The 18,707-nt window shown below is 62.9% G+C and carries 17 protein-coding genes and 1 tRNA gene; 5 read left to right on the forward strand and 13 right to left on the reverse strand.

Translation table 11 applies throughout. The features are described 5' to 3' along the window. Positions 1-42: 42 nt before the first annotated feature. A complete protein-coding gene (locus E2L06_RS08685; protein WP_138780536.1) occupies positions 43-297 on the reverse strand; it encodes a HalOD1 output domain-containing protein in 255 nt (84 codons plus the stop codon). Positions 298-560: 263 nt separating this feature from the next. Between E2L06_RS08685 and E2L06_RS08690 the strand changes: the two genes are divergently transcribed. After that, positions 561-2,591: a PQQ-dependent sugar dehydrogenase gene (locus E2L06_RS08690; RefSeq protein WP_138780538.1), complete on the forward strand. Its 2,031-nt coding sequence runs from the start codon at positions 561-563 to the stop codon at positions 2,589-2,591. Positions 2,592-2,772: 181 nt separating this feature from the next. Here E2L06_RS08690 and lrp read toward each other — a convergent pair whose 3' ends face one another. Beyond that, positions 2,773-3,228: an HTH-type transcriptional regulator Lrp gene (gene lrp / locus E2L06_RS08695; RefSeq protein WP_138780540.1), complete on the reverse strand. Its 456-nt coding sequence runs from the start codon at positions 3,226-3,228 to the stop codon at positions 2,773-2,775. Positions 3,229-3,641: 413 nt separating this feature from the next. Beyond that, a tRNA-Glu gene (locus tag E2L06_RS08700) sits at positions 3,642-3,716 on the reverse strand. Positions 3,717-3,996: 280 nt separating this feature from the next. On the opposite strand from E2L06_RS08700, the gene E2L06_RS08705 reads away from it, so the two are divergent. Both E2L06_RS08705 and E2L06_RS08710 read left to right on the forward strand, forming a co-directional pair. Further along, positions 3,997-4,734, forward strand: a complete 738-nt coding sequence (locus tag E2L06_RS08705) for a fumarylacetoacetate hydrolase family protein (protein ID WP_138780542.1) — start codon at positions 3,997-3,999, stop codon at positions 4,732-4,734. A gap of 10 nt (positions 4,735-4,744) precedes the next feature. After that, on the forward strand, positions 4,745-5,449 hold the full coding sequence (locus E2L06_RS08710; RefSeq protein WP_138780544.1) for an MBL fold metallo-hydrolase: 705 nt from the start codon (positions 4,745-4,747) through the stop codon (positions 5,447-5,449). A gap of 20 nt (positions 5,450-5,469) precedes the next feature. Here the strand turns inward: E2L06_RS08710 and E2L06_RS08715 are convergent, their stop codons facing one another. The 10 genes from E2L06_RS08715 to E2L06_RS08760 all read right to left on the reverse strand — a co-directional run bounded on the left by E2L06_RS08715 (position 5,470) and on the right by E2L06_RS08760 (position 16,636). After that, positions 5,470-5,778 (reverse strand): hypothetical protein, encoded by a 309-nt coding sequence (locus E2L06_RS08715; RefSeq protein WP_138780546.1) that lies wholly within the window; start codon positions 5,776-5,778, stop codon positions 5,470-5,472. Between the two features lie 142 nt (positions 5,779-5,920). Then, on the reverse strand, positions 5,921-7,012 hold the full coding sequence (locus E2L06_RS08720) for a DNA topoisomerase IV subunit A (RefSeq protein WP_138780549.1): 1,092 nt from the start codon (positions 7,010-7,012) through the stop codon (positions 5,921-5,923). Beyond that, positions 7,009-9,468 carry a DNA topoisomerase VI subunit B gene (locus E2L06_RS08725; protein WP_138780551.1) on the reverse strand — a complete coding sequence of 820 codons (2,460 nt, stop codon included), beginning with the start codon at positions 9,466-9,468 and terminating at the stop codon, positions 7,009-7,011. Before E2L06_RS08725 ends, E2L06_RS08720 begins: the two co-directional genes overlap by 4 nt. 119 nt (positions 9,469-9,587) lie before the next feature. Further along, entirely contained in the window at positions 9,588-9,944 is a 357-nt protein-coding gene (locus E2L06_RS08730; protein ID WP_138780553.1) for a DsrE family protein, read from the reverse strand. A gap of 78 nt (positions 9,945-10,022) precedes the next feature. Continuing rightward, on the reverse strand, positions 10,023-11,459 hold the full coding sequence (locus E2L06_RS08735) for a dihydrolipoyl dehydrogenase (RefSeq protein ID WP_138780556.1): 1,437 nt from the start codon (positions 11,457-11,459) through the stop codon (positions 10,023-10,025). 107 nt (positions 11,460-11,566) lie between these two features. Continuing rightward, positions 11,567-12,571: a two pore domain potassium channel family protein gene (locus E2L06_RS08740; protein WP_138780558.1), complete on the reverse strand. Its 1,005-nt coding sequence runs from the start codon at positions 12,569-12,571 to the stop codon at positions 11,567-11,569. After that, positions 12,568-13,827 carry a hypothetical protein gene (locus tag E2L06_RS08745; RefSeq protein WP_138780560.1) on the reverse strand — a complete coding sequence of 420 codons (1,260 nt, stop codon included), beginning with the start codon at positions 13,825-13,827 and terminating at the stop codon, positions 12,568-12,570. The genes E2L06_RS08740 and E2L06_RS08745 overlap by 4 nt, the downstream gene beginning before the upstream one ends. 137 nt (positions 13,828-13,964) lie before the next feature. Further along, positions 13,965-14,393 (reverse strand): universal stress protein, encoded by a 429-nt coding sequence (locus E2L06_RS08750; RefSeq protein ID WP_138780562.1) that lies wholly within the window; start codon positions 14,391-14,393, stop codon positions 13,965-13,967. Positions 14,394-14,457: 64 nt separating this feature from the next. After that, the gene (locus E2L06_RS08755; RefSeq protein ID WP_394348737.1) at positions 14,458-15,261 is read right to left on the reverse strand and encodes a sulfite exporter TauE/SafE family protein; all 804 of its coding nucleotides are present in this window, start codon (positions 15,259-15,261) and stop codon (positions 14,458-14,460) included. A gap of 106 nt (positions 15,262-15,367) precedes the next feature. Further along, positions 15,368-16,636: an NRAMP family divalent metal transporter gene (locus E2L06_RS08760; RefSeq protein ID WP_138780564.1), complete on the reverse strand. Its 1,269-nt coding sequence runs from the start codon at positions 16,634-16,636 to the stop codon at positions 15,368-15,370. Positions 16,637-17,262: 626 nt separating this feature from the next. Between E2L06_RS08760 and psmA the strand changes: the two genes are divergently transcribed. Both psmA and psmB read left to right on the forward strand, forming a co-directional pair. Next, on the forward strand, positions 17,263-18,003 hold the full coding sequence (psmA, locus tag E2L06_RS08765) for an archaeal proteasome endopeptidase complex subunit alpha (RefSeq protein WP_138780566.1): 741 nt from the start codon (positions 17,263-17,265) through the stop codon (positions 18,001-18,003). Then, on the forward strand, positions 17,996-18,694 hold the full coding sequence (gene psmB, locus E2L06_RS08770) for an archaeal proteasome endopeptidase complex subunit beta (protein WP_138780568.1): 699 nt from the start codon (positions 17,996-17,998) through the stop codon (positions 18,692-18,694). The genes psmA and psmB overlap by 8 nt, the downstream gene beginning before the upstream one ends. The last annotated feature ends 13 nt before the right edge of the window (positions 18,695-18,707 follow it).

The following is an 18,707-nucleotide window of genomic DNA, read 5'->3' on the forward strand; positions in this document are numbered from 1 at the left end:
AACGGAGAGCAGCAAGCAGGGTAGGCAGGTGCCGCCTCCCACTCAATCGATCGTCACGACAGTGTTCCCGGTTTCGTCAAACGAGACCTGAATCTGGTGATCCGCATACGTGAATTCGACGGTGCCAGAGCGGCATATACCGGTTGCAGTCGTTGCGAAGACCGACGCGAGTGCATCTGGATCGATCGCGTCGAACAGGGGCGGCAACTCTACCGGATCGGTTCCCTCGAGTGTTGCGACGCCAGTGACGACTCGTTCGGACACCTCGTCAGTGTCGACGGCAAGCGTTTGCACCATTGCCAGCTACCGCCACATCTCTCCATTAGTACCTTTCGGAATATTTATTATCAACAACCATTATGGATTGGTGCAAACACCCGAATACGGACCGTAGCAGGGTCGAAATCGGTTATTAGCGTTCAATAAAACCGGATTAGGGCATCGGAATTCGAACAAGATCGACTTATTCGAGGAACGATCGATTCGGTTTATTGTGCGATACCAACACATCTCGGGTGCAGGGCGAGAGACGCGATCCAGAACGGCAGTTAACGGTTATCATGACACGAAACGACGATTCCACACCGGCGGTTTCGAGGCGGATGATTCTTCGCTCATCCGCGGCGCTTTCCGCGGCGGGGTTTGCACTTCCTGTAGTGGGCCAGCAAGACGCCATCACCGATGAAATCAGATTGGGCGGTCAGATAAGCGGGTGGGTCGGACAAGCACCGGAGACGATTGCGGACGAACGAAACCCGACGCTCCGACTCGTGGAGGGCCGCGACTATACGCTCGTTTGGGAGAACTTGGACGGCGCGGGGCACAACTTCGTCATCGAAAACGAGGCGGGCGATGAGGAGTTCATTTCGACGGACATCTTCGTGACGGAAGGCGAGACCCAGACCATCGAGTTCACCGCACAGGAGGGAATGGGAGAGTACTACTGCCGACCTCACTCCAGCAGGATGCGCGGCGATATCGAACTCGTCGAGGAGGAGGGCGACGGCGATATGGCCGCGACACCAGACCAGGTGATCGGTCAGGGACCGACCGTCGGCATCGAGACGGTCGCGGAGGGGCTGACTGCCCCGACGAGCCTCACGGTCGCCGACGAGGACGCCGACCGGCGGTTCATCACCGATCAGACGGGACAGATCTACGTCCACGGACCCGACGGACTCGAGGACGAGCCGTTCCTCGACATCTCGGACCAACTCGTCGAGTTCATGGAGTTCGACGAGCGCGGGCTGCTCGGCCTCGCGTTCCACCCTGAGTTCGCCGACAACGGTCAGTTCTACGTCCGGTATAGCTCGCCACCACGGGACGGAACGCCCGAGGAGTACGACCACACGTTCGTCCTCTCGGAGTTCCAGACGGCAAGCGACGACAACGCGACGGCAGATCCGGACTCCGAGCGGGTGATCCTCGAGATTCCGGAGCCGCAATTCAATCACAACTCGGGGAACGTCTGCTTCGGTCCCGACGGCTACCTCTACGTGGGAACCGGCGACGGCGGCGGCGCAAACGACATCGGAACCGGCCACGTCGACGACTGGTACGACGAGAACGACGGCGGCAACGGTCAGGACACCCAGGAGAACCTGCTCGGCGCAATCCTCCGGATTGATGTCGATCAAGAGGGCGACGAGACGCCGTACGCGATTCCGGACGACAATCCGCTGGTCGATCAGGAGGGCGAGCTCGGCGAACACTACGCCTGGGGCTTCCGAAACCCGTGGGGGATGTCCTTTACCGACAGTGGCGAACTCCTCGCCGCGGACGTCGGACAAAATCTCTTCGAGAGCGTCAACCACGTCCAGCGGGGCGGCAACTACAGCTGGAACGTCAAGGAAGGAACCCACTGCTTTAGCACAGAGACGCCCAGTGAGCCACCGCAGAACTGTCCCCAGCGCACGCCGGAGGACGTTCGCGGTGGCGAACCCCTCCTCGATCCAGTGATCGAGTATCCCCACGAAATCAGCGTCCGCGAGCCAGAACCCGGTGCCGGAGACGATGGCGGCAACGAGACCGACGCCGGGAACGAAACCACGAGCGGCAACGAGACTGCGGCCGGCAACGAAACCGCCGGCGGAACCGGCAGCGGTGCGGGAGTCAGTAGCGGTCAGATCGGCGTCTCCGTCACCGGTGGCACCCTCTACGAGGGCGACGAAATCAGCGACCTCGAAGGAACGTACGTCTTCGGCGACTGGAGCCTCGACGGCGAGAGTCCGGGGACCGTCTTCCTCGCACGGCCGCCCGAGGGCTGGCAGGACATCGAGGGAGACGCCACACAGGACTCCGGTCAGGACGGACTGTGGCCCATCGAACAGCTTCAACTCGAGGGCGAGGCGGCCGAAAACGGTCGGCCGACCGGCTTCGTCTACGCCTTCGGGGAGGGTGCCGACGGCGAGATCTACGTCCTCACGACCAGCACGTCGACGGTCGAAGGAGACGGGGCGGTCCACCGACTCGTCCCAGCCGATGGCGACGGTAGTGAGGAACCGGCAGACGAAGACGGTGTCGACAGCGACGCTGAACCGACAGCGGATAACGAGACGGCGGCTGTCGGTAACGAGACGAACGGAGCATAGCTGGCATTCTCCCCACTCTCGAGCGTACATCGAACGCACGACGGTATCGCTTCGGCCCGGAACAACAGGGGCTGAGACGGTCTACGGTAGCGAGTGACCGGTGGGATCGCAGAGCGATCGCGGCCGGCCGGCACCTACTGACAGGAGTCCGTATGAGACGGCAGCGGGCGACGATAACTGATTACTCGGTCTCGAGTTCGAACTGTTCGTTCTCGGAGACGGTGTTGAGCACGATGCTCGTATTCGACTGCTTGATATCGGGATCGGTGATCAACGATTTGATCTCTTCGTTCATGTCGTCCGTATCTTTGAACTTCCCGATCGCGATGACGTCGTAGTCCCCTGTGACTTCGTAGACGGAGATCATCTGCCGGTGGTCTTTGAGTGTCCGTGTGATTTCTGGCAGTGCGCTCCCTTCGGCTTTCAGTTGCATGACCGCCGTGACGTCGTAGCCGACGGCGTCGTAATCGACCTTCGGCGTGTAGCCTTCGATCACGCCTTTCTCCTCGAGATCGGAGAGGTGATTCGAGACCGTCGTGACGGAGACGTCGAGTTTTTCGGCGAGACTGCGGAGACTTGCCCGACCGTCGCCGAGAAGTTCGTTTACCAGGTCCGCGTCCAGATTCTCGTAGGTCATTAGCTGGCTCCACGTACGCCACGTACTAGAGGTTTACGAACATCCAGTTCTACTCGAGGTCAGTGAGTCGATGTTGCGAGTCGAGCGGCAGTCTCTTGCATAGGTGTGAATTGGTGAGACCAACGCCAGCGTTCATGGCAGCGAGGGATCAGTTCGTGTTCACTTCTCTCGGATGCCGATCGTCATTGGTGACGGCTGTCTCCAGCCGTGCTCGAGTCGACTGCTGACTCGTCGATGACCGCCGATCCGGACACCGTCACCGACTGCCGGAACTGACGGCTATCGAATCGTGAAAGTTCGGTAGAAGTGCTCCGTCTGGGATTTGAACTACGCGAAACGATCGCTACCGCTCGCATTTCTCTACTTCAAATCCAGGGTCGCACGTACGACTCGTGAGTTTGCTCGCCGTAAAATGCTCCGTCTGGGATTTGAACCCAGGTCATCGGCTCGAAAGGCCGAAATGATTGGCCGGACTACACCAACGGAGCGATCCGTCACACACCTTGTGTGCAACTCATCGTTGCCGGGGGCTAGTAAAAAGCGTTCCGTTCCGAGGCGACGATGGCACGCTCTCACGCACCCATCAAGGCAGCAGTCACTGTTGAGAGCGTGACATTCCGCCGAGTCCCATCCCGAGATCACGTTCGGGTTCTAACAGATTGGATCGAACCAGCCGATCGCGGGGACGTGAGCGCGAGACGTATTGCTGTCACCGCACACTGGCCGCCTCCTCAACGCTTTTGATCCCCGGTACCCATTCCACCGACCATGAAATACGTCCGCTTTCGTGATCCAGCCGGTGCAGTCCGCCGTGGTGAGTACGACAACGGGACCGTCCACTTCGCAACCGAGAGCTACGCCCTCGAGAGCGACGAAATCGACGTCCTGCCGCCGTCGGAGCCCTCGAAGGTCGTCTGTATCGGGAAGAACTACGCCAAACACGCCGCCGAACTCGATTCGGAGGTTCCCGATCGGCCGATGCTCTTTCTCAAACCGCCGAACGCGCTCGCGGCCCACGGTGACACCGTCACCCTGCCGGCAGGAAAAGACCGGATCGACCACGAGGCCGAACTCGGCGTCGTCATCGGCGAGCAGTGTCGCCACGTCTCCGAAGCCGATGCGATGGACGTCGTCGCGGGCTTTACTTGCGTCAACGACCTCTCGAACCGCGACGACCAGCGCCAGGAACAGAACTGGATCCGCGGCAAGGCCTTCGACGGTGCCGCACCGATGGGGCCGGTTCTCGCGACCCCTGACGAAGTCCCCGAGGATGCCGCTGTCCGAACCCGCGTCAACGGCGAACTCAAACAGGACGGCTCCCGCGAGAACCTCATCTTCTCCATTCCGGAGCTGATCGCCGAGATCACGACCTATCTCACCTTAGAGCCCGGTGACGTGATCGCGACCGGCACGCCCGAGGGCGTGGGTCCGCTCGCCGACGGCGACGAAATCGAGATCGAAGTCGAGGGCGTCGGGACACTCGAGCACTCGGTTCGGATTCCCTGAGAGAACTTCCATGACCGTCCGATTCGACGCCGTGACCGTCGACTGGTTCGGCCTTGCGACCATCCGGATCGAAGGTCAGACCGGTGCCGTCGTCTACATCGATCCCGGTCCCGAGGAATACGGCGTGTTAGACGGACTCGAGCCTCGAGACGGTGATCTGATCCTCGTCAGCCACGATCACCACTACGATCCCGACTCGATCCGACGGGTCGCCCGCGAGGACGCGCTGGTCGTCGTTCACGAGTCGATCGACGCGAGCGAGATCGACCGTGTCGAGGAAGGTCCCGACGACCTCCCGTTCGACGTGGAACGTGTCGGGATGGACGAATCGTTCGTCCTCGGGCCGCTCGACCTGTTCACGACGCCCGCGTACAACGATCCGGACGGACCACACACTGACGACGACGGTCGTCCCTACCATCCCGAGGGACAGGGCTGTGGCTTCGGCCTCACCATCGACGGCGTCACGGCGTTCTGGCCCGGCGATACCGACGTGCTGCCTGTCCACGAGGACGTTCCGGTCGATTGCTTCCTCCCACCGATCGGCGGCACGTTCACGATGGATCGCCACGAGGCGGCAGCGTTGGTTGCCCGGCTCGAGCCAGATCTCGTGCTCCCGGTGCACTACGATACGTTCGCGGCGATCGAAACCGACGCCGACGCGTTCGTCGTCGATGTCGCACACCGGGGCGTCCCGGTCGTTCTCGACGAGTAACAGCTACCCAACGCCAGCGCTCAGACGCCGACACGAGACCAGGCAAACGCCCCGAGAACGACGAGCGCGAGGACGCCGACCACGAGCCACTGACCCAGTGCGCTGTCGATGAACAATCCGAAGATGTCGATCGCGGAGTCAGTCGCTTGCAGGAGCACCAGTGCCAGCACGAGGACGAGTGCAATCGAGATCAGGCCGATCGAGACACCCTCTTTCATCATCCATGCGGTCTCGTCGGCCTCCTGCGCGCCGGAAGTCGTCGGCTCGTCGATCGCCTCCTTGTCCGGGTCGCTGTGCATCGGCCGTTGGCTGTCGTTTTCGTCTGCCATATCACTATTCTAGACGGTGACTGGCGATGTAGCCGGGAACCCGTTACACCTGCAGACACAGGCCATGGCCGAACACACGACAGAGCGACTGTCGAAACCCAGCAGTAGAACCGCGCCTCGAGAGAGGATTCGATACGACGCTCTAGAAGACGTCCATCTCGGTGAGCCGTTCGGGGAGATACGTCTCCGTCACGAAATCCAATCCGTGCGACGCCAGCGCCTGCTGTTCGGACTTTTTCCCGAGATCGAGTTGCAGTTCGATCTGTTCTTCCCAGTAGTCGGTCTGGAAGCGCGGGTCCTCGAGTTCGCTCTCCAAGGCGTTGATGTCCGAATCCGAGAGAGGGTCGGTCGGCAGGTCGTACTCGACGATGTCGGCGGGCTGGATGCCGATGAACTGTGCTGCGGGGGTCGCGAGGTACTCCGAGAGGTGGGCGGACTTGATCGAGCCGTAGGCCACCGAGCCGTAGATGCGGTACGACCACGGGTCACCGTCCGTAAAGACGGTGACGGGGAGGTCGAGTTCGTCGTGGAGCCGTTTCGTGATCCGGCGAGTCGCCCGCGCGGGCTGCCCCTTGAGGTGGACAATCAGGGCGTTGTACTCGTCGTCGAAGCCGTTCTCGACGAGTCGGTCACGCATCCCACCAGTCTCCACTGCGAGAATGAAGTCGGCGTCACAATCGAGGAAGTCGATCGTGTCGGGGTTGTTCGGAATCTGGTAGCCGCCCTCGCCGACGTCTTTCTGACAGTGGATTTCGCGTTCGCCGCGGCGGGTCTGCTCGCGGAGGTGCAGCGGTCCCATGAGCGTCGCGCCCGACTCCTCGGGGCGCATGTGGAAGTCCTCGCGGGTGACCCCCGAGACGATCTCTAAGTCTTCGATGAGCCCGTTCGATTCGTCCTGATCCGAGAACTGAGCTTCCTCGTTGTCCCAGCTCTCCGAGAGGTAGTAGAGTTCACGCAGGGTCGAGGAGCGATCCTCCTCGAGTTGGTCGGCGAGGAACTCGATGGTGTAGACTGCCTTCAGGAGCTTCCGCGCGCCGCGGACGGAGTTGGCCGACCGGGTCGACTCGCGGTCGCCGTAGACCCAGACGGCTTTGTCCTCGTCGTACTCGATGTTGTTCTTCGTCCGTGTCGGAACGGACATGTGGGGGATCTCGCCGAGTTCGAACTGGTCGTAGAACTGCGCTGCGAGATCGATCAACTGCTCTCGTGCCTGCTGGTCGTTGTCTGCACTCATTGTTTCACGGTAAGTTTCTCGCTCTCGACGCCTTTCACGTCCAGATCGAACGTCGCGTCGTCCGGGACCTCGTACTCGAGCGTGGCCTCGTCGTCACTTCCAACCTCGGGTTCCCACTTGACGAACCACTCGCCGTCCATCTCGACGACGGTCGCGCCGTCGGAGAGGGACGTGGGTTCGGCCGAGACGATGTCGATGATCTCGAGGGATTCATTCGTACTCGAGTTGTTCTCGACGGTGACCGAGACGGCTTGTCCGTCGCCGTTCGCTTTGGTCTGGCGTTCGACGAGCACGTTGTTCATGATGCGGGCGATCGCGTCGTCGATGTCGGGTTCCTCACGGCCGGTGACTTCGGCGACCTTCGTGGCCATCTCGGGGAGGATCGTCCCGAGGACGTTCTGTTTCTTCCGGCGCTTTTGCATCGACCGGCGCTTGTTGAGATAGCTCTTGAGATCGCGTGCCGCCTCCCGAATTGCGAGTTCGATCTCGTCTTCGATTTCGGGGACGTTAGCGATGGCGTCTTTCGACTCGCTGGTGAAGGGGACGTTCGTCGAGGCGACGTGGACCATGATCACGACCGGCCCGTTCGGCAGGCCGGAGCCACCGGGCTGGTCGAGGCCGTAGTTGCGCCAGCCGATCGATTTGACCACGTCCGTCGTCGCACAGGCACCGCGCTGGTAGACCAGTGGGACCCGGTTCGCAAAGCGCATGACTTCGCCGGTGCCCTCGGCGGGAAGGTCGCCACCGTAGGCGATGCCGGCCTCGACGATGAACGGATCGCCACCGGAGACGCCGGCGTCACGCGTCGCGGAGGCGTAGAAATCGGCGTCGAACTCCTTCTCTAAGCCGGCGGTGATGAGGTCCTCGGAGATCGGTGAGAGACACCGCGTCGGCGGTGCCATGATGTCTGTCTCGCGCATCGCGTCGACGAGGTCGCTGGTGGCGTCGCGGTCGCCGTTCAGTTCGCGGACGAGCGGCGGGTCGTCGGGAACCGTCGCCATTACGTTCCAGACGGCCTCGACGACGTTTTCGCGGGCCGTTTCGCCGAAGGAGACCTCGTCGTACTCCTCGGTCAAGTCTGCGGCTCGGTCGACGAACTCTCGAAGCGTCGCGCGTGTGAGTCGGTGTCGTCGATCCTCGAGATCATCGAATTTCCCCGCGAGCCGATCTGCGAAGGCGTGGATCGTCTCGTCGTCTTTCCGCGTGCTCGTCGCGTCGTCTGCGAGTTCGTAGAGGTCAGCAACCAGCCGCGAGTCGCCGTCCGCTCCGGTGGCTGCATCAGCGTCGTCTGTGTCCCCCTCAGTAGCGTCGATAAGCTCGAGCCAGACCGCCTCGACGGCGTTTTCGCGAACGGTGTCGCCGAACGTCGTTCCGTGATCGACTGCGACCTCCTCGGCGGCCGCGTCGACGACCGCGAGCAGTTCGTGGTAAGCGATGCGGTCCTCGTCTGCGACCGCGTCAGCGATGGCGTCGGCAAAGGCCGTCGTCGCCTCGGGGCCCTTGTTCGCCGTCGCGTCCTCGACTGCGGCGGCGAGATCGGCATCGTCGTGTGCCGTGGGCGGCCGCCAGCGCATCTCGCGGCCGTAGTGACGGTCGCGGAACGCGTCGATGATCGAGTCGGCGGTCTTCTTCCCAACACGAGTAAACTCCTCCTGGACGAAGCCAGAGACCGTCTGGGAGTCCGTCGCCGCCAGCATCTTCATCACGGTCCCGAGTTCGACGCCGTGGGGGTGTGGACGGATCTCCTCGGTCTCTTCGGGGAGCTGGTCGGTCGCGCGCTCGAATTTGAAGTGTTCCTGGGGTTCGCGCAGCTCGAGGCGAGCGTGAGGGTTGACGACCGCCGTGTGCTTGATATAGTCGTGGAGTTGCCCGCGGGCGCGCATGTTGGCCTCCATCTCGAGTTCGATGCGGGTGCCGTGGGGCCGATCCCACGTGGTCGTCTCCTCGACGCTGATCTCGGGTTCGTTTGCGTCGGTGTCGACGATGAGTTCGAAGTACTGTGCTTCGCTCGAGCCCTGGGTTCGGCTGGTGATCTTGGCGGGCTTCCCGCTGGTCAGTTGCGAGTAAAGCACCGCAGCGGAGATTCCGATCCCCTGTTGGCCACGGGACTGTTCGCGTGCGTGAAAGCGAGACCCATAGAGTAGCTTCCCGAAGACCTTTGGGAGCGAGTCTTTGGTTAGGCCAGGCCCATTGTCCTCGACGATCAGGCGGTAGTAGTCGCCGGCTTCTTGAATCTCGACATAGATATCCGGGAGAATACCGGCCTCCTCGGCGGCGTCTAAGGCGTTGTCGACGGCTTCCTTGACGGCCGTGACGAGGCCTCGAGCGCCGCTGTCGAAGCCGAGCATGTGCTTGTTCTTCTCGAAGAACTCGGCGATGGAGATCGACTGCTGGCTTTCGGCCAGCTCCTCGGCGATCCCCGGCTCGTCACCGAGTGTCGACTGGAACGACGTCATCGTCTTCCTGTACTAACGGCGGGGCTAAAAGCTGTGTGCTACCGGAGTGAAAGTGGATCACAAGGGACATCGTGCTGGTTCGATGGGCAGTGGGACCCGAAATTGAGACCGTTGCTTACTCAGAACGTGATAATCTCATATTTGTCGTCGACCAGCGACCGAATACTTGGATGGCCGTCGTTCTCGTCAGCGGTGATGATATCGGCCTGATCGGCGACGTCGTCGACGCCGAAGGCGTTGGCACAGTAATCACAGACGACCACTTCGTCTTGGATCGACCGATAGAGGTCATGATAGTCGTGCCCTTCGTCTTCGAGTTCCGAAATCCACTGCGTTCCGGCGCCGTCGAAGATCAGCTCTACCTCGTCGTCGGGAGTATCAGCGAATTCCGCGGCCGTCTCGAGACCGTTGACGAGCCGGCCGAGGTCGGCGTGCGATTCCGTCCCTGCCAAGATAACGATCGCTGCGTTTGCCATTGCAGCCGAGACTGCGGTCCGGGAATAGAAAAGCCGATGTCGGTCGTGTACCGCGTTTGCAGATCCGGCGACGATCTACTAGCTGTGATCGTGTCCGTGTTCGTGGCCACCACGAGTGAACTGCCCCGCGAACGCGCGCTGAACGACCTCCGAGAGCGCGGGGTGGACGTGGACCGACTCCCGGATATCGTAGATCGTCCCGGAACCGGCCGTCATCGCCACGACGACTTCCTCGATCAGGTTCGAGGCGTCGGGGCCGATGATGTGACAGCCGAGGATCTCTCCCTCGAGGGAGATGAGCGGCTTGACGAACCCCTCGGCGTTCATCGCGCTCCCGCGGGCAGTCTCCTCGTATCGATACGTTCGTTTCGCGTACTCGCGGTCCGCGGCGCGCAGTTCCTGTTCGGTCAGCCCGACGCCGGCGACCTCTGGCGAGGCGAAGACGGCGAACGGCATCGCCGTGTAGTCGACCGGCTCGAGGTCGTCGCCGAACAGATTGCGCATGACGGCCCGGGCTTCGTGGTTCGCGTTGTGTTTCAGCAGGTACTCGCCGACGATGTCGCCGAGCGCCCAGACGCCGTCTGCGGTCGTCCGCAGGTACTCGTCGGTCTGTACGAACCCGTCGCGATCGGTTTCGATACCGGCGGCCTCGACGTTCATCGTGTCGGTATTGGGAACGCGACCGGCCGCGACGAGCAGTTCGTCGCCGGTGACGGAAATCATGTCTCCCGGGCGTGCCCCGCCACCATCATCGTAGGTATACGGGCGCGCCTCGACGGTGATCGGGTCCTCGCTCTGTAGGACCGCAGTGGCCTCGTAGCCGGGATAGACGTCGAATCGGTCCGCGTAGCGCTCGGTGAATTCGACGGCAACTTCCTCGTCGGCGTCTGGAAGCAGGTTCGGCCGCCGACTGATAATGGATACGTCACTGCCGAACGTCCCGAAGAACTGGCCCAGTTCGGCCGCGATGTAGCCGCCGCCGACGATCACGAGGTGATCCGGCAGGGTCTCCAACTGCAGTGCCTCGGTGCTGGTGAGGTAGTCGACGGTTTCGATGCCGTCGATCGGTGGAATCGCCGGGCGTGTTCCCGCTGCGACGAGGACGGTGTCGGCGGCGAGGCGCTCACCGTCATGGCTCCCGCCGTCGAGTTCGATCGTCCGTTCGTCGACGAACCGGCCCTCCGCTTCGTACAGGTCAATCCGATCCGACGAGTGCAGACCGCGCCGGATCGAGTCCGAACTGCCGTGAACGTCCTCGGTGACGTCGCGGACGATGTCCGCGAACTGAACGTCGTTCACCGTGGCGTCGATATGGAACTCGTCGGCGCGCTCGATCGTCTCCATCACTTCGGCGCGATACAACAGCTTCTTCGACGGGATACAGCCACGATTGAGGCAGGTACCGCCGAGTCGTCCCTTCTCGACGACCGCGACCGACTGCTCCTGATTTGCCGCCACGTTCGCCACGTCGAGCCCCGACCCGGAGCCGATGACGAGGAAATCGTACGCCTCCATACCGCCGGACACGACCCGAAGCGCAATGAAGACCGGTCCGGGATATTCCGGGACGCGGGCGCCCCCCGTCGACAGCCAGTCGAGCGTCCTGAGCAGGCTGGCTCACGTCACTCCTCGAGCGGCGGCCACTCCCACGCGTCGGCTTCGACGACGCCGAGCAATCGCCGACGGCGGTCGGTCTGGTCCGCAAGGGCGTCGGCGAACTCCGGATCCGAAACGGTCGGAATGTCGTCCGCACGGAGCCGCTCGAGGTTCGGCGATCGGGGGACCGCCGGCTCGGGGTCGATAAAGGACTCATCGAGTGTCTCGAGGTAGCTCTGGGCGCTCGAGCGGGCGCTCTCGACGATGGCAGGATCGGGACTGGCGTCGTCCTGAACGGCATATCGAAAGAGCATGAGCGACTCGTCGAAGATAGGGACGGCCACGGCCGAGGCGCGTTCGCCCTTCTCGCTGTGGTAGTAGTGCAAGATCGGATACGACTTGTGTTGCTCGGCGAGGGTGCTCAACTCGGAGCCAAGCGTCTCGATGCTTCGCTCGAGGCCGTCGAAATTCTGGCCGTTCCAGCCCGCACGGACGAACGCCTCGCTCCGGCCGCCCAGTCCCGTGACGGTGCTGGCGAAGGCTCGCTTGTCGGAGACGGCCCCGAGCACGGTGAGGACGTAGGAGACGCCGAGCGTGACGAAGGCCATGCCCGTGGCCGTCGTGAACGCGCTGGCGACTTCCCAGACGTCGCCGCCGTACAGCGGGGTGTAGTCGCCGTTCCCCTCGGTGAACATCGTGTAGGCGACGTAGTAGAACCGTCCCCACCAGTCGGCGGTCCCGCCAGTGCGCGTGTCGACCAGCGCGGTCGGGTAGCTGGCGAAAATAAACGTCCAGCCGATCCAGATGAGGCCGATCCACAGCACGAGCGTCAGGGTGAGAATGAGCGGGCCGGCGAGGCTGAGCGCCCGGTCGTGGTCCCGCGTCACGAGACGGAGCCCCTTCCAGACACCGGTCGTGAATCGGCCGGAGATCGGCCCCGAACCACCGTCAACCCAGAGGGTCGTCCAGAGGATGTCGACGATCCCGCCACCGAGCAACGCGACGCCGATGGCGAGATAGATCGTGTTCATTCGACGACCGCTCGCTGCTCGACGACGTCGGCCAGCACGTCCGCGATTTCCGCGTTCGTTTCGGGGCTGTAGTGGCCACCCTCTCCACGCTCGACGTACAGCGACTCGACGTCGCCGTCGTCGGGTGAGAGGTGCGTCGCCATGTCGATTGTCGTCAGCTCGTCGTAGCGCTCGTCGAGACGTTCCATGAGATCGCCGTAGATCGGCCCATGTTCGGCCTCGTATTTCGCGTAGCGAAGCTGCTGGACCATCACGAAGACCGGTTCGAACTCCTGGTCGTCCGCGTAGTCGACGAACTCCTCGATGAGCGCGTCGAAGAGGGGTTCGTGGGTCTCGAATAGCCGATCGTGGTACCGCACCCGGGGCCGTTCCAGCCGCAGCGCCGACCGCGTCTGTGCCTGATCGAAGTCGATTCCAGGGACCAACCGGCCGAATCGGCGCTCGAGTTCCTTCCCGGCCGTGTAGCCGGCGTACCGGAGGTGTTCTCCCTTCTCGAGGAAATCAATCGTGTACGGCCACGTCGCGAAGTGGGGCTCGAACCAGTGATCGTAGTGGAAGTCGTACGCACGGAGGAAGTCGGCCTTCGACTCGAGGTCGAGCAGGTCTTCCTTCTCGTCGATGGGACTCTCGACGCGCTTGAGGCCGTTCTCTCCCAGCACGTACCGGGGTTTGACCGCCAGAATATTGCCGAACTCCTGGTAGTGTTTCCAGACGCTCAAAATGCGCGCGATCGAGGAGGCGGTGACGACCATGAAGACGTAGTCGGTCGGGTCCTCGGGGTATTTTCGTTTGAGTCGCATGAGCGCCTGATCGAGCCCGTAGTTGCCACCGCCGTAGTTGGCGACGTGGGTATCGAGTTCCGCCGCGAGGTAGTGCTGGAACGTTTCGTCGTTGTCGACCTCTCGGCAGAAACAGTAGGAATCACCGTAGGTCGAGACCGTGAGATCGGCGTTCTCGTCGCGGTCTCTGGCGGGACAGACCCGACTGGCGTACTCGTCGGTCGAGTAGGTCACCACGCTGCGGACCTCCTCGCCGGGGAGGTGGTCGCCCGTGTCTTTCTGTTTCTCACGGTTCGGCTGGGGAACCCACCCGAGTTCCGGGTCGAAGCTGCTGAACTTCCCAAGCAACTCCCGGTCGATCTCGGGGAATTCCTCGGTGGCGACCGAGGGGAGCCGCTCGAGCGCTCGATACGACGTGACCTCGAGTATCACGACGCCACCGACGAGAGCGATCGCCATCGCGACGAACGGAAGCATCGGCTCATCGTACTGGAACGGCGGGGAAGGGGATTATGCCGGAATGTGCCATCTCCGTATCATCGACGCGACTGGGCGCATCCGCTACCCGTCATCGCAAGGTCCCGGATCGCGATCGACACGCCGCTTCGAGGCCGTCAGCGGACCGTCGTGACCGGGACCGGCGAGTGTCGAACGACGACTTCGTCGACGCTGCCGAGCAGGAGCCGCGCGACGCCGGATCGGCCGTGGCTGCCGATGACGACGTGATCGACGGCGTCGCGCTCGGCAACTGAGAGGATCTCCTGGGCTGGTGTTCCTGTTCGTGTTCGGGTGTCGATGTCGACACCGTGCTCGTCGGCGATGGCTTCGGCTGCGGCCAACTGATTGGCAGCGTCGTCCAGCAACTCATGGCGTTCGGCACTTGGGTCGGCGTCGTCCGCGGTGTTCGGGATGTACGGCAACGAGGTCGTATCGGCGACGGACATCACGACGAACTCGCCGTCGGGAAACAGCTCGAACGCGTGTGCGAGTGCGTCGCGAGCGGGCTCGGTGTCGTTAAACGGGACGAGGATCCGCGATGGCATGGTATCTCGACGTCCACGCGCGTCGTCTTCAGTCTGGGTCCCGTCAACTGCATCATGTTGCTGGTCACAGCGCGAGATAGGGGCCGACCGCCAGGAGGACGAGTCCCAGCGCGACTTTCAGCTTCTCGGGGTCGACAACGTGGGCGACGCGCCAGCCGACGACGACGCCGAGCAACAGCGGTGTGCCGACGACGACCGCGAGCGGAACGAGGACGTTTCCCTGCAGGAAATAGCCCGAGGCCGCAAACGTCGCGATGAAGATCGACTGGACCTGCGCGACGGCGACGGCGAGCAACATCGGGACACCGACGAGCACCAGCGCGGGGACGGCGAGCACCGGGCCGCCGATACCGAGCAGGCCGCTGGCGACTCCGAGGACGAATCCGAGCCCTGCGAGTACCGCTTGCCCGAGGCGGGTCAGCGGCTCGAGGTCGTAGATCGGACTAAACCCCCGCCGTTCGCGATAGAGGATGATCCCGCCGACGGCTATCGCGACGCCGCCGAGCAGGAGCCCGAACAGCGACCGTGGCACGAACGGGTTCACCGACGCGCCGACGAGTGCGCCGAGAACGCTCGAGCCGCTGAGGACGACCGCGATCGCGCGGCTCTCGCCGGTGTTCATCTCCCCGGAGTGGAGGTAGGCGGCGCTGCCGACGAGTCCCGTCACGATGAACGTCGCGTGGGCAGTGCCGGCGACCTGACTCGAGGCAAGCGGCGTCAGCGAGTAGAGTGCGATCGTCACGAAGATCCCGCCGGGACCGATGGTGGTGATGCCGATCCCAGAAAAGAACGCGATCGAGACGAGCAACAGGATCAGCGAGAGACCGAAATCGAATGCGATCATCTCTTGTACGACATGTGTTGTCATTTCAGGCCGTCTCACTCCACCGTTCTGCATCGCTCCGATCGGACGACGCGGGTATCGCACACGAGTCCGTCACTCGCAGCCGCTCGAGTAAACGGGTTGCCTGCCTCTAGAGGATAGACAGAATCGTTTCGTAGAGCGACTGGACGGTCAGGAGGCTCCCGACGAGAAGGACGAGTCCCGCCGCGATGAACGCGGCGTTTTCGTACCAGTCGATGTTGTGAAACCGGTTGACGGCACCGATGAGCGCGAAGACGGTGACCGGAAGGCCAATCGCGCCGTTGACGGCCGGCATGATGATCGCCATTTCGACCGGTCCGAAACCGGTGTAGATGAGCATCGGAAGCGCGGTGATCGCCGAGAGGACGATCAGCGCGATGACCGTTCGTCGGAACGCGGCATCACCGAAGACCGTGTCTCGCCCGAACGCCTGTGGCACCATGAAGCCGGCTCCAAACAGCGTCCCGGTAGCCGAGGAGATCGAGGCGAGAAACGCTGCAAGGATGAACACCACGAGCGCGTACTCGCCGAGGATCGACGCGAGCGGTTCTCCGGGGGTCGTTAACGACATTTCACCGCCGGAGAGCGTGACTGCCGAGACGATCATCACGAAGCTACCGATGACGAGTGTCGTCGCGATCCCGGCGGCGTTGTCCCGACGGTACTCCCAGATGTCGGTCCACTCCTTGGTCGGCTGGATGCTCGATTGAATGAAAAAGTTCGGCCAGTAGACCGTCGTTCCAAGCAGGGCGATGACCGCGGTGAGATAACCGATCTCGGTCTGCAGGATCGGCTGCAGACCGGCCGCGACCGATTGCCACGGCACATTGAGGCCGAGCAGCAACAGGCCGTAGGAGCTGAACACTGCGAACACCATCGCGGCGATCGCCGCTTCGATCCGGTCGTAGATCTTCATCTGGACGACGGCGATGCCGATTCCGGCCGCGAGGACGATCCCGACGAGGACGTTGTCGAGACCGGGGATCAGCCAGGCCAGAGCCGCACCCGCGACCGCGTAGTTCGAGACGGCCCACAGTCCGGACATCAGTGAGATCCCGATCAGTAGCGTCGAGCCACCGATCGGGAGCGCGTCAGCGATGTAGTCGGCGAGCGGTTCGTCGGCCACGGCGAGTCGCGCGCTCATGTCGTGCAGCGCGATGTCGACGAGGAATGCAAGTGGTAACACCCACAGCAAGGAGTACGCGAAGTTCGCACCCGTGTCGGCGAGAATGTAGACCGATCCTGCACCGAAGACGTTCGCAGCGAACAGCACGCCCAGTCCGTACCTGTAGAGAGCTCCGTGGATCACTTCACCGCCGGGGACTGCGTCGACGACTGCTGATGTCGACGTAGACGCCGACGCGGACTGTTCGCTCACACGCGCCCACCTCCTGCATCGATCCCAGTGGTGTTTTCGTCAGCGGGTAGCTGTCGGATCGGACGCGAGGCGAACCCGATCCCTGAAACAGCCGCTGCGAGGCTGGCACCGGGTTCGCATCGATGGATTTTCTCGTTTACCGGTTCGACAGGAACGGCCACCGCGGTACTATGGGGATGGGGTTTCATCTCTGGGAGCTTCGAAAAGCGGCTGGTGTCTCGCCTTCTCGAGTCTGCGGACGCTGGATGTCGAGGAGACCCGAACAGCGTGCTGGCATCTGTTTGCTATAGTCCGGAACGCGATACCGGAAGCAACAGCCGGGAGTCGGTTGAGTGAAAAGCTTGAGATAGCAGACGACCAGTCAGATGGCTGGTTCGCGTAATACCGTATTACCCCGGACGCGCACCCGAAGTGATAGCGATGATGACTCGAGTAGCACAGTACCGGCGGCACTACCGAATGCGAGTGCCTGATAATCCAGCTTCGAACACCCGATTACGACCGCCGATACCTCATCGGCGCTGCCGAGTGTCACGAGGTCGTCGAATATCACATGGCAGACGAAGTTGCCTTCAGACGAAGGCCTATACATTTCTATCCATTACCCGAGGTGAAGACCAAAACCTATGCAAGGACAATCCCAACAGCAGGCCTACGATCGGGGAATCACCATCTTCTCCCCCGACGGACGCCTCTACCAGGTCGAGTACGCACGCGAGGCAGTCAAACGCGGCACCGCAAGCGTCGGGCTCTGCACCCCCGATGGCGTCGTCCTCGCCGCCAACCGACGGGTCAGTTCACCGCTCATGGAACGCTCGAGCGTCGAGAAGATCCACAAGGCCGACGACCACGTCGGTATCGCCAGTGCGGGCCACGTCGCCGACGCGCGTCAGCTCGTCGACCTCGCGCGGCGTCGCGCACAGGGCGAACAACTGCGATACGGCCAGCAGATCGGCGTGGAGACACTGACGCGGTCGATCACCGACCACATTCAGGAATATACGCAGACCGGCGGCGCGCGCCCGTTCGGCGTCGCACTGCTCGTCGGCGGGATCGAGGACGGCGAGCCGAAACTGTTCGAGACCGACCCCTCGGGGACGGACTACGAGTGGAAGGCGGCCGCCATCGGCGGCGACCGTGACGTCATTCAGGGCTATCTCGAGGATAACTACCAGTCCGATCTCGACGTGGATGGCGGCATCGAACTCGCCGTGAGCGCGCTCAGCGAACCCGAAGAGGAAGTCGTCGCCGCCGAAGATGTCGACGTTGCGACGATCACGACTGACGATGAATCGTTCAGTTCGGTCGCGGAGGACCGCCTCGAGTCGATCGTCTCGGAGATCGACATGGAGGAAAGCGATGAATAACCGGACACACGGAGCCGACCCGTCGCCGTACGAGCCGGAACTGGGGTCGCTGCCGAACGGCAGCCAGGCGGGCGACGACGGGGACACCGTCAACAAGACCGGCACGACGACCATCGGCATCGCGACCGACGAGGGCGTCGTCATCGCGACGGACATGCGCGCCAGCCTCGGCGGCCGGTTCGTCTCGAACAAGAACGTCCAGAAGGTCGAGCAGATCCACCCGACCGGCGCATTAACGCTCGTCGGCAGCGTCGGCGGCGCACAGTCGTTCATCCGGACGCTACGCTCGGAGGTCGACCTCTACGAGGCCCGTCGCGGCGAGCCGATGGACATCGAGGCGCTGGCGACGCTTGCGGGCAATTTCGCCCGCGGCGGCCCGTTCCGGGCGATCAACCCCATCCTCGGCGGCGTCGACGACGAGGGCAGCCACGTCTACAGCATCGACCCCGCCGGCGGCGTCATGGAAGACGACTACACCGTCACCGGCTCCGGGATGCAACTGGCCTACGGACTGCTCGAGCAGGAGTACGACGACGACCTGTCGCTCGAGGACGCCAAGTCCATCGCGGCCCGCGCGATCAAATCGGCCGTCGAGCGCGACACCGGCTCCGGTAACGGCGTCTTCCTCGCGGAGATCACCGACGAGGGCGTCGATATCGAGGGTCACGAGGCGTTCGACGCGTTCCTGTAACGGGCCAGCCGTC

Origin of the sequence: Haloterrigena sp. H1 (genome assembly GCF_005938085.1) — an archaeon.
Lineage (GTDB): Archaea > Halobacteriota > Halobacteria > Halobacteriales > Natrialbaceae > Natrinema.

Coding starts and splice junctions, on each gene's coding strand:
- E2L06_RS08755 (WP_394348737.1), bottom strand. CDS start 15,261: ATGACAACACATGTCGTACAAGAGATGATCGCATTCGATTTCGGTCTC.
- E2L06_RS08710 (WP_138780544.1), top strand. CDS start 4,745: ATGACCGTCCGATTCGACGCCGTGACCGTCGACTGGTTCGGCCTTGCG.
- psmA (WP_138780566.1), top strand. CDS start 17,263: ATGCAAGGACAATCCCAACAGCAGGCCTACGATCGGGGAATCACCATC.
- E2L06_RS08715 (WP_138780546.1), bottom strand. CDS start 5,778: ATGGCAGACGAAAACGACAGCCAACGGCCGATGCACAGCGACCCGGAC.
- E2L06_RS08725 (WP_138780551.1), bottom strand. CDS start 9,468: ATGACGTCGTTCCAGTCGACACTCGGTGACGAGCCGGGGATCGCCGAG.
- E2L06_RS08685 (WP_138780536.1), bottom strand. CDS start 297: ATGGTGCAAACGCTTGCCGTCGACACTGACGAGGTGTCCGAACGAGTC.
- E2L06_RS08740 (WP_138780558.1), bottom strand. CDS start 12,571: ATGAACACGATCTATCTCGCCATCGGCGTCGCGTTGCTCGGTGGCGGG.
- E2L06_RS08745 (WP_138780560.1), bottom strand. CDS start 13,827: ATGCTTCCGTTCGTCGCGATGGCGATCGCTCTCGTCGGTGGCGTCGTG.
- E2L06_RS08690 (WP_138780538.1), top strand. CDS start 561: ATGACACGAAACGACGATTCCACACCGGCGGTTTCGAGGCGGATGATT.
- E2L06_RS08750 (WP_138780562.1), bottom strand. CDS start 14,393: ATGCCATCGCGGATCCTCGTCCCGTTTAACGACACCGAGCCCGCTCGC.
- E2L06_RS08705 (WP_138780542.1), top strand. CDS start 3,997: ATGAAATACGTCCGCTTTCGTGATCCAGCCGGTGCAGTCCGCCGTGGT.
- lrp (WP_138780540.1), bottom strand. CDS start 3,228: ATGACCTACGAGAATCTGGACGCGGACCTGGTAAACGAACTTCTCGGC.
- E2L06_RS08720 (WP_138780549.1), bottom strand. CDS start 7,012: ATGAGTGCAGACAACGACCAGCAGGCACGAGAGCAGTTGATCGATCTC.
- E2L06_RS08730 (WP_138780553.1), bottom strand. CDS start 9,944: ATGGCAAACGCAGCGATCGTTATCTTGGCAGGGACGGAATCGCACGCC.
- E2L06_RS08735 (WP_138780556.1), bottom strand. CDS start 11,459: ATGGAGGCGTACGATTTCCTCGTCATCGGCTCCGGGTCGGGGCTCGAC.
- psmB (WP_138780568.1), top strand. CDS start 17,996: ATGAATAACCGGACACACGGAGCCGACCCGTCGCCGTACGAGCCGGAA.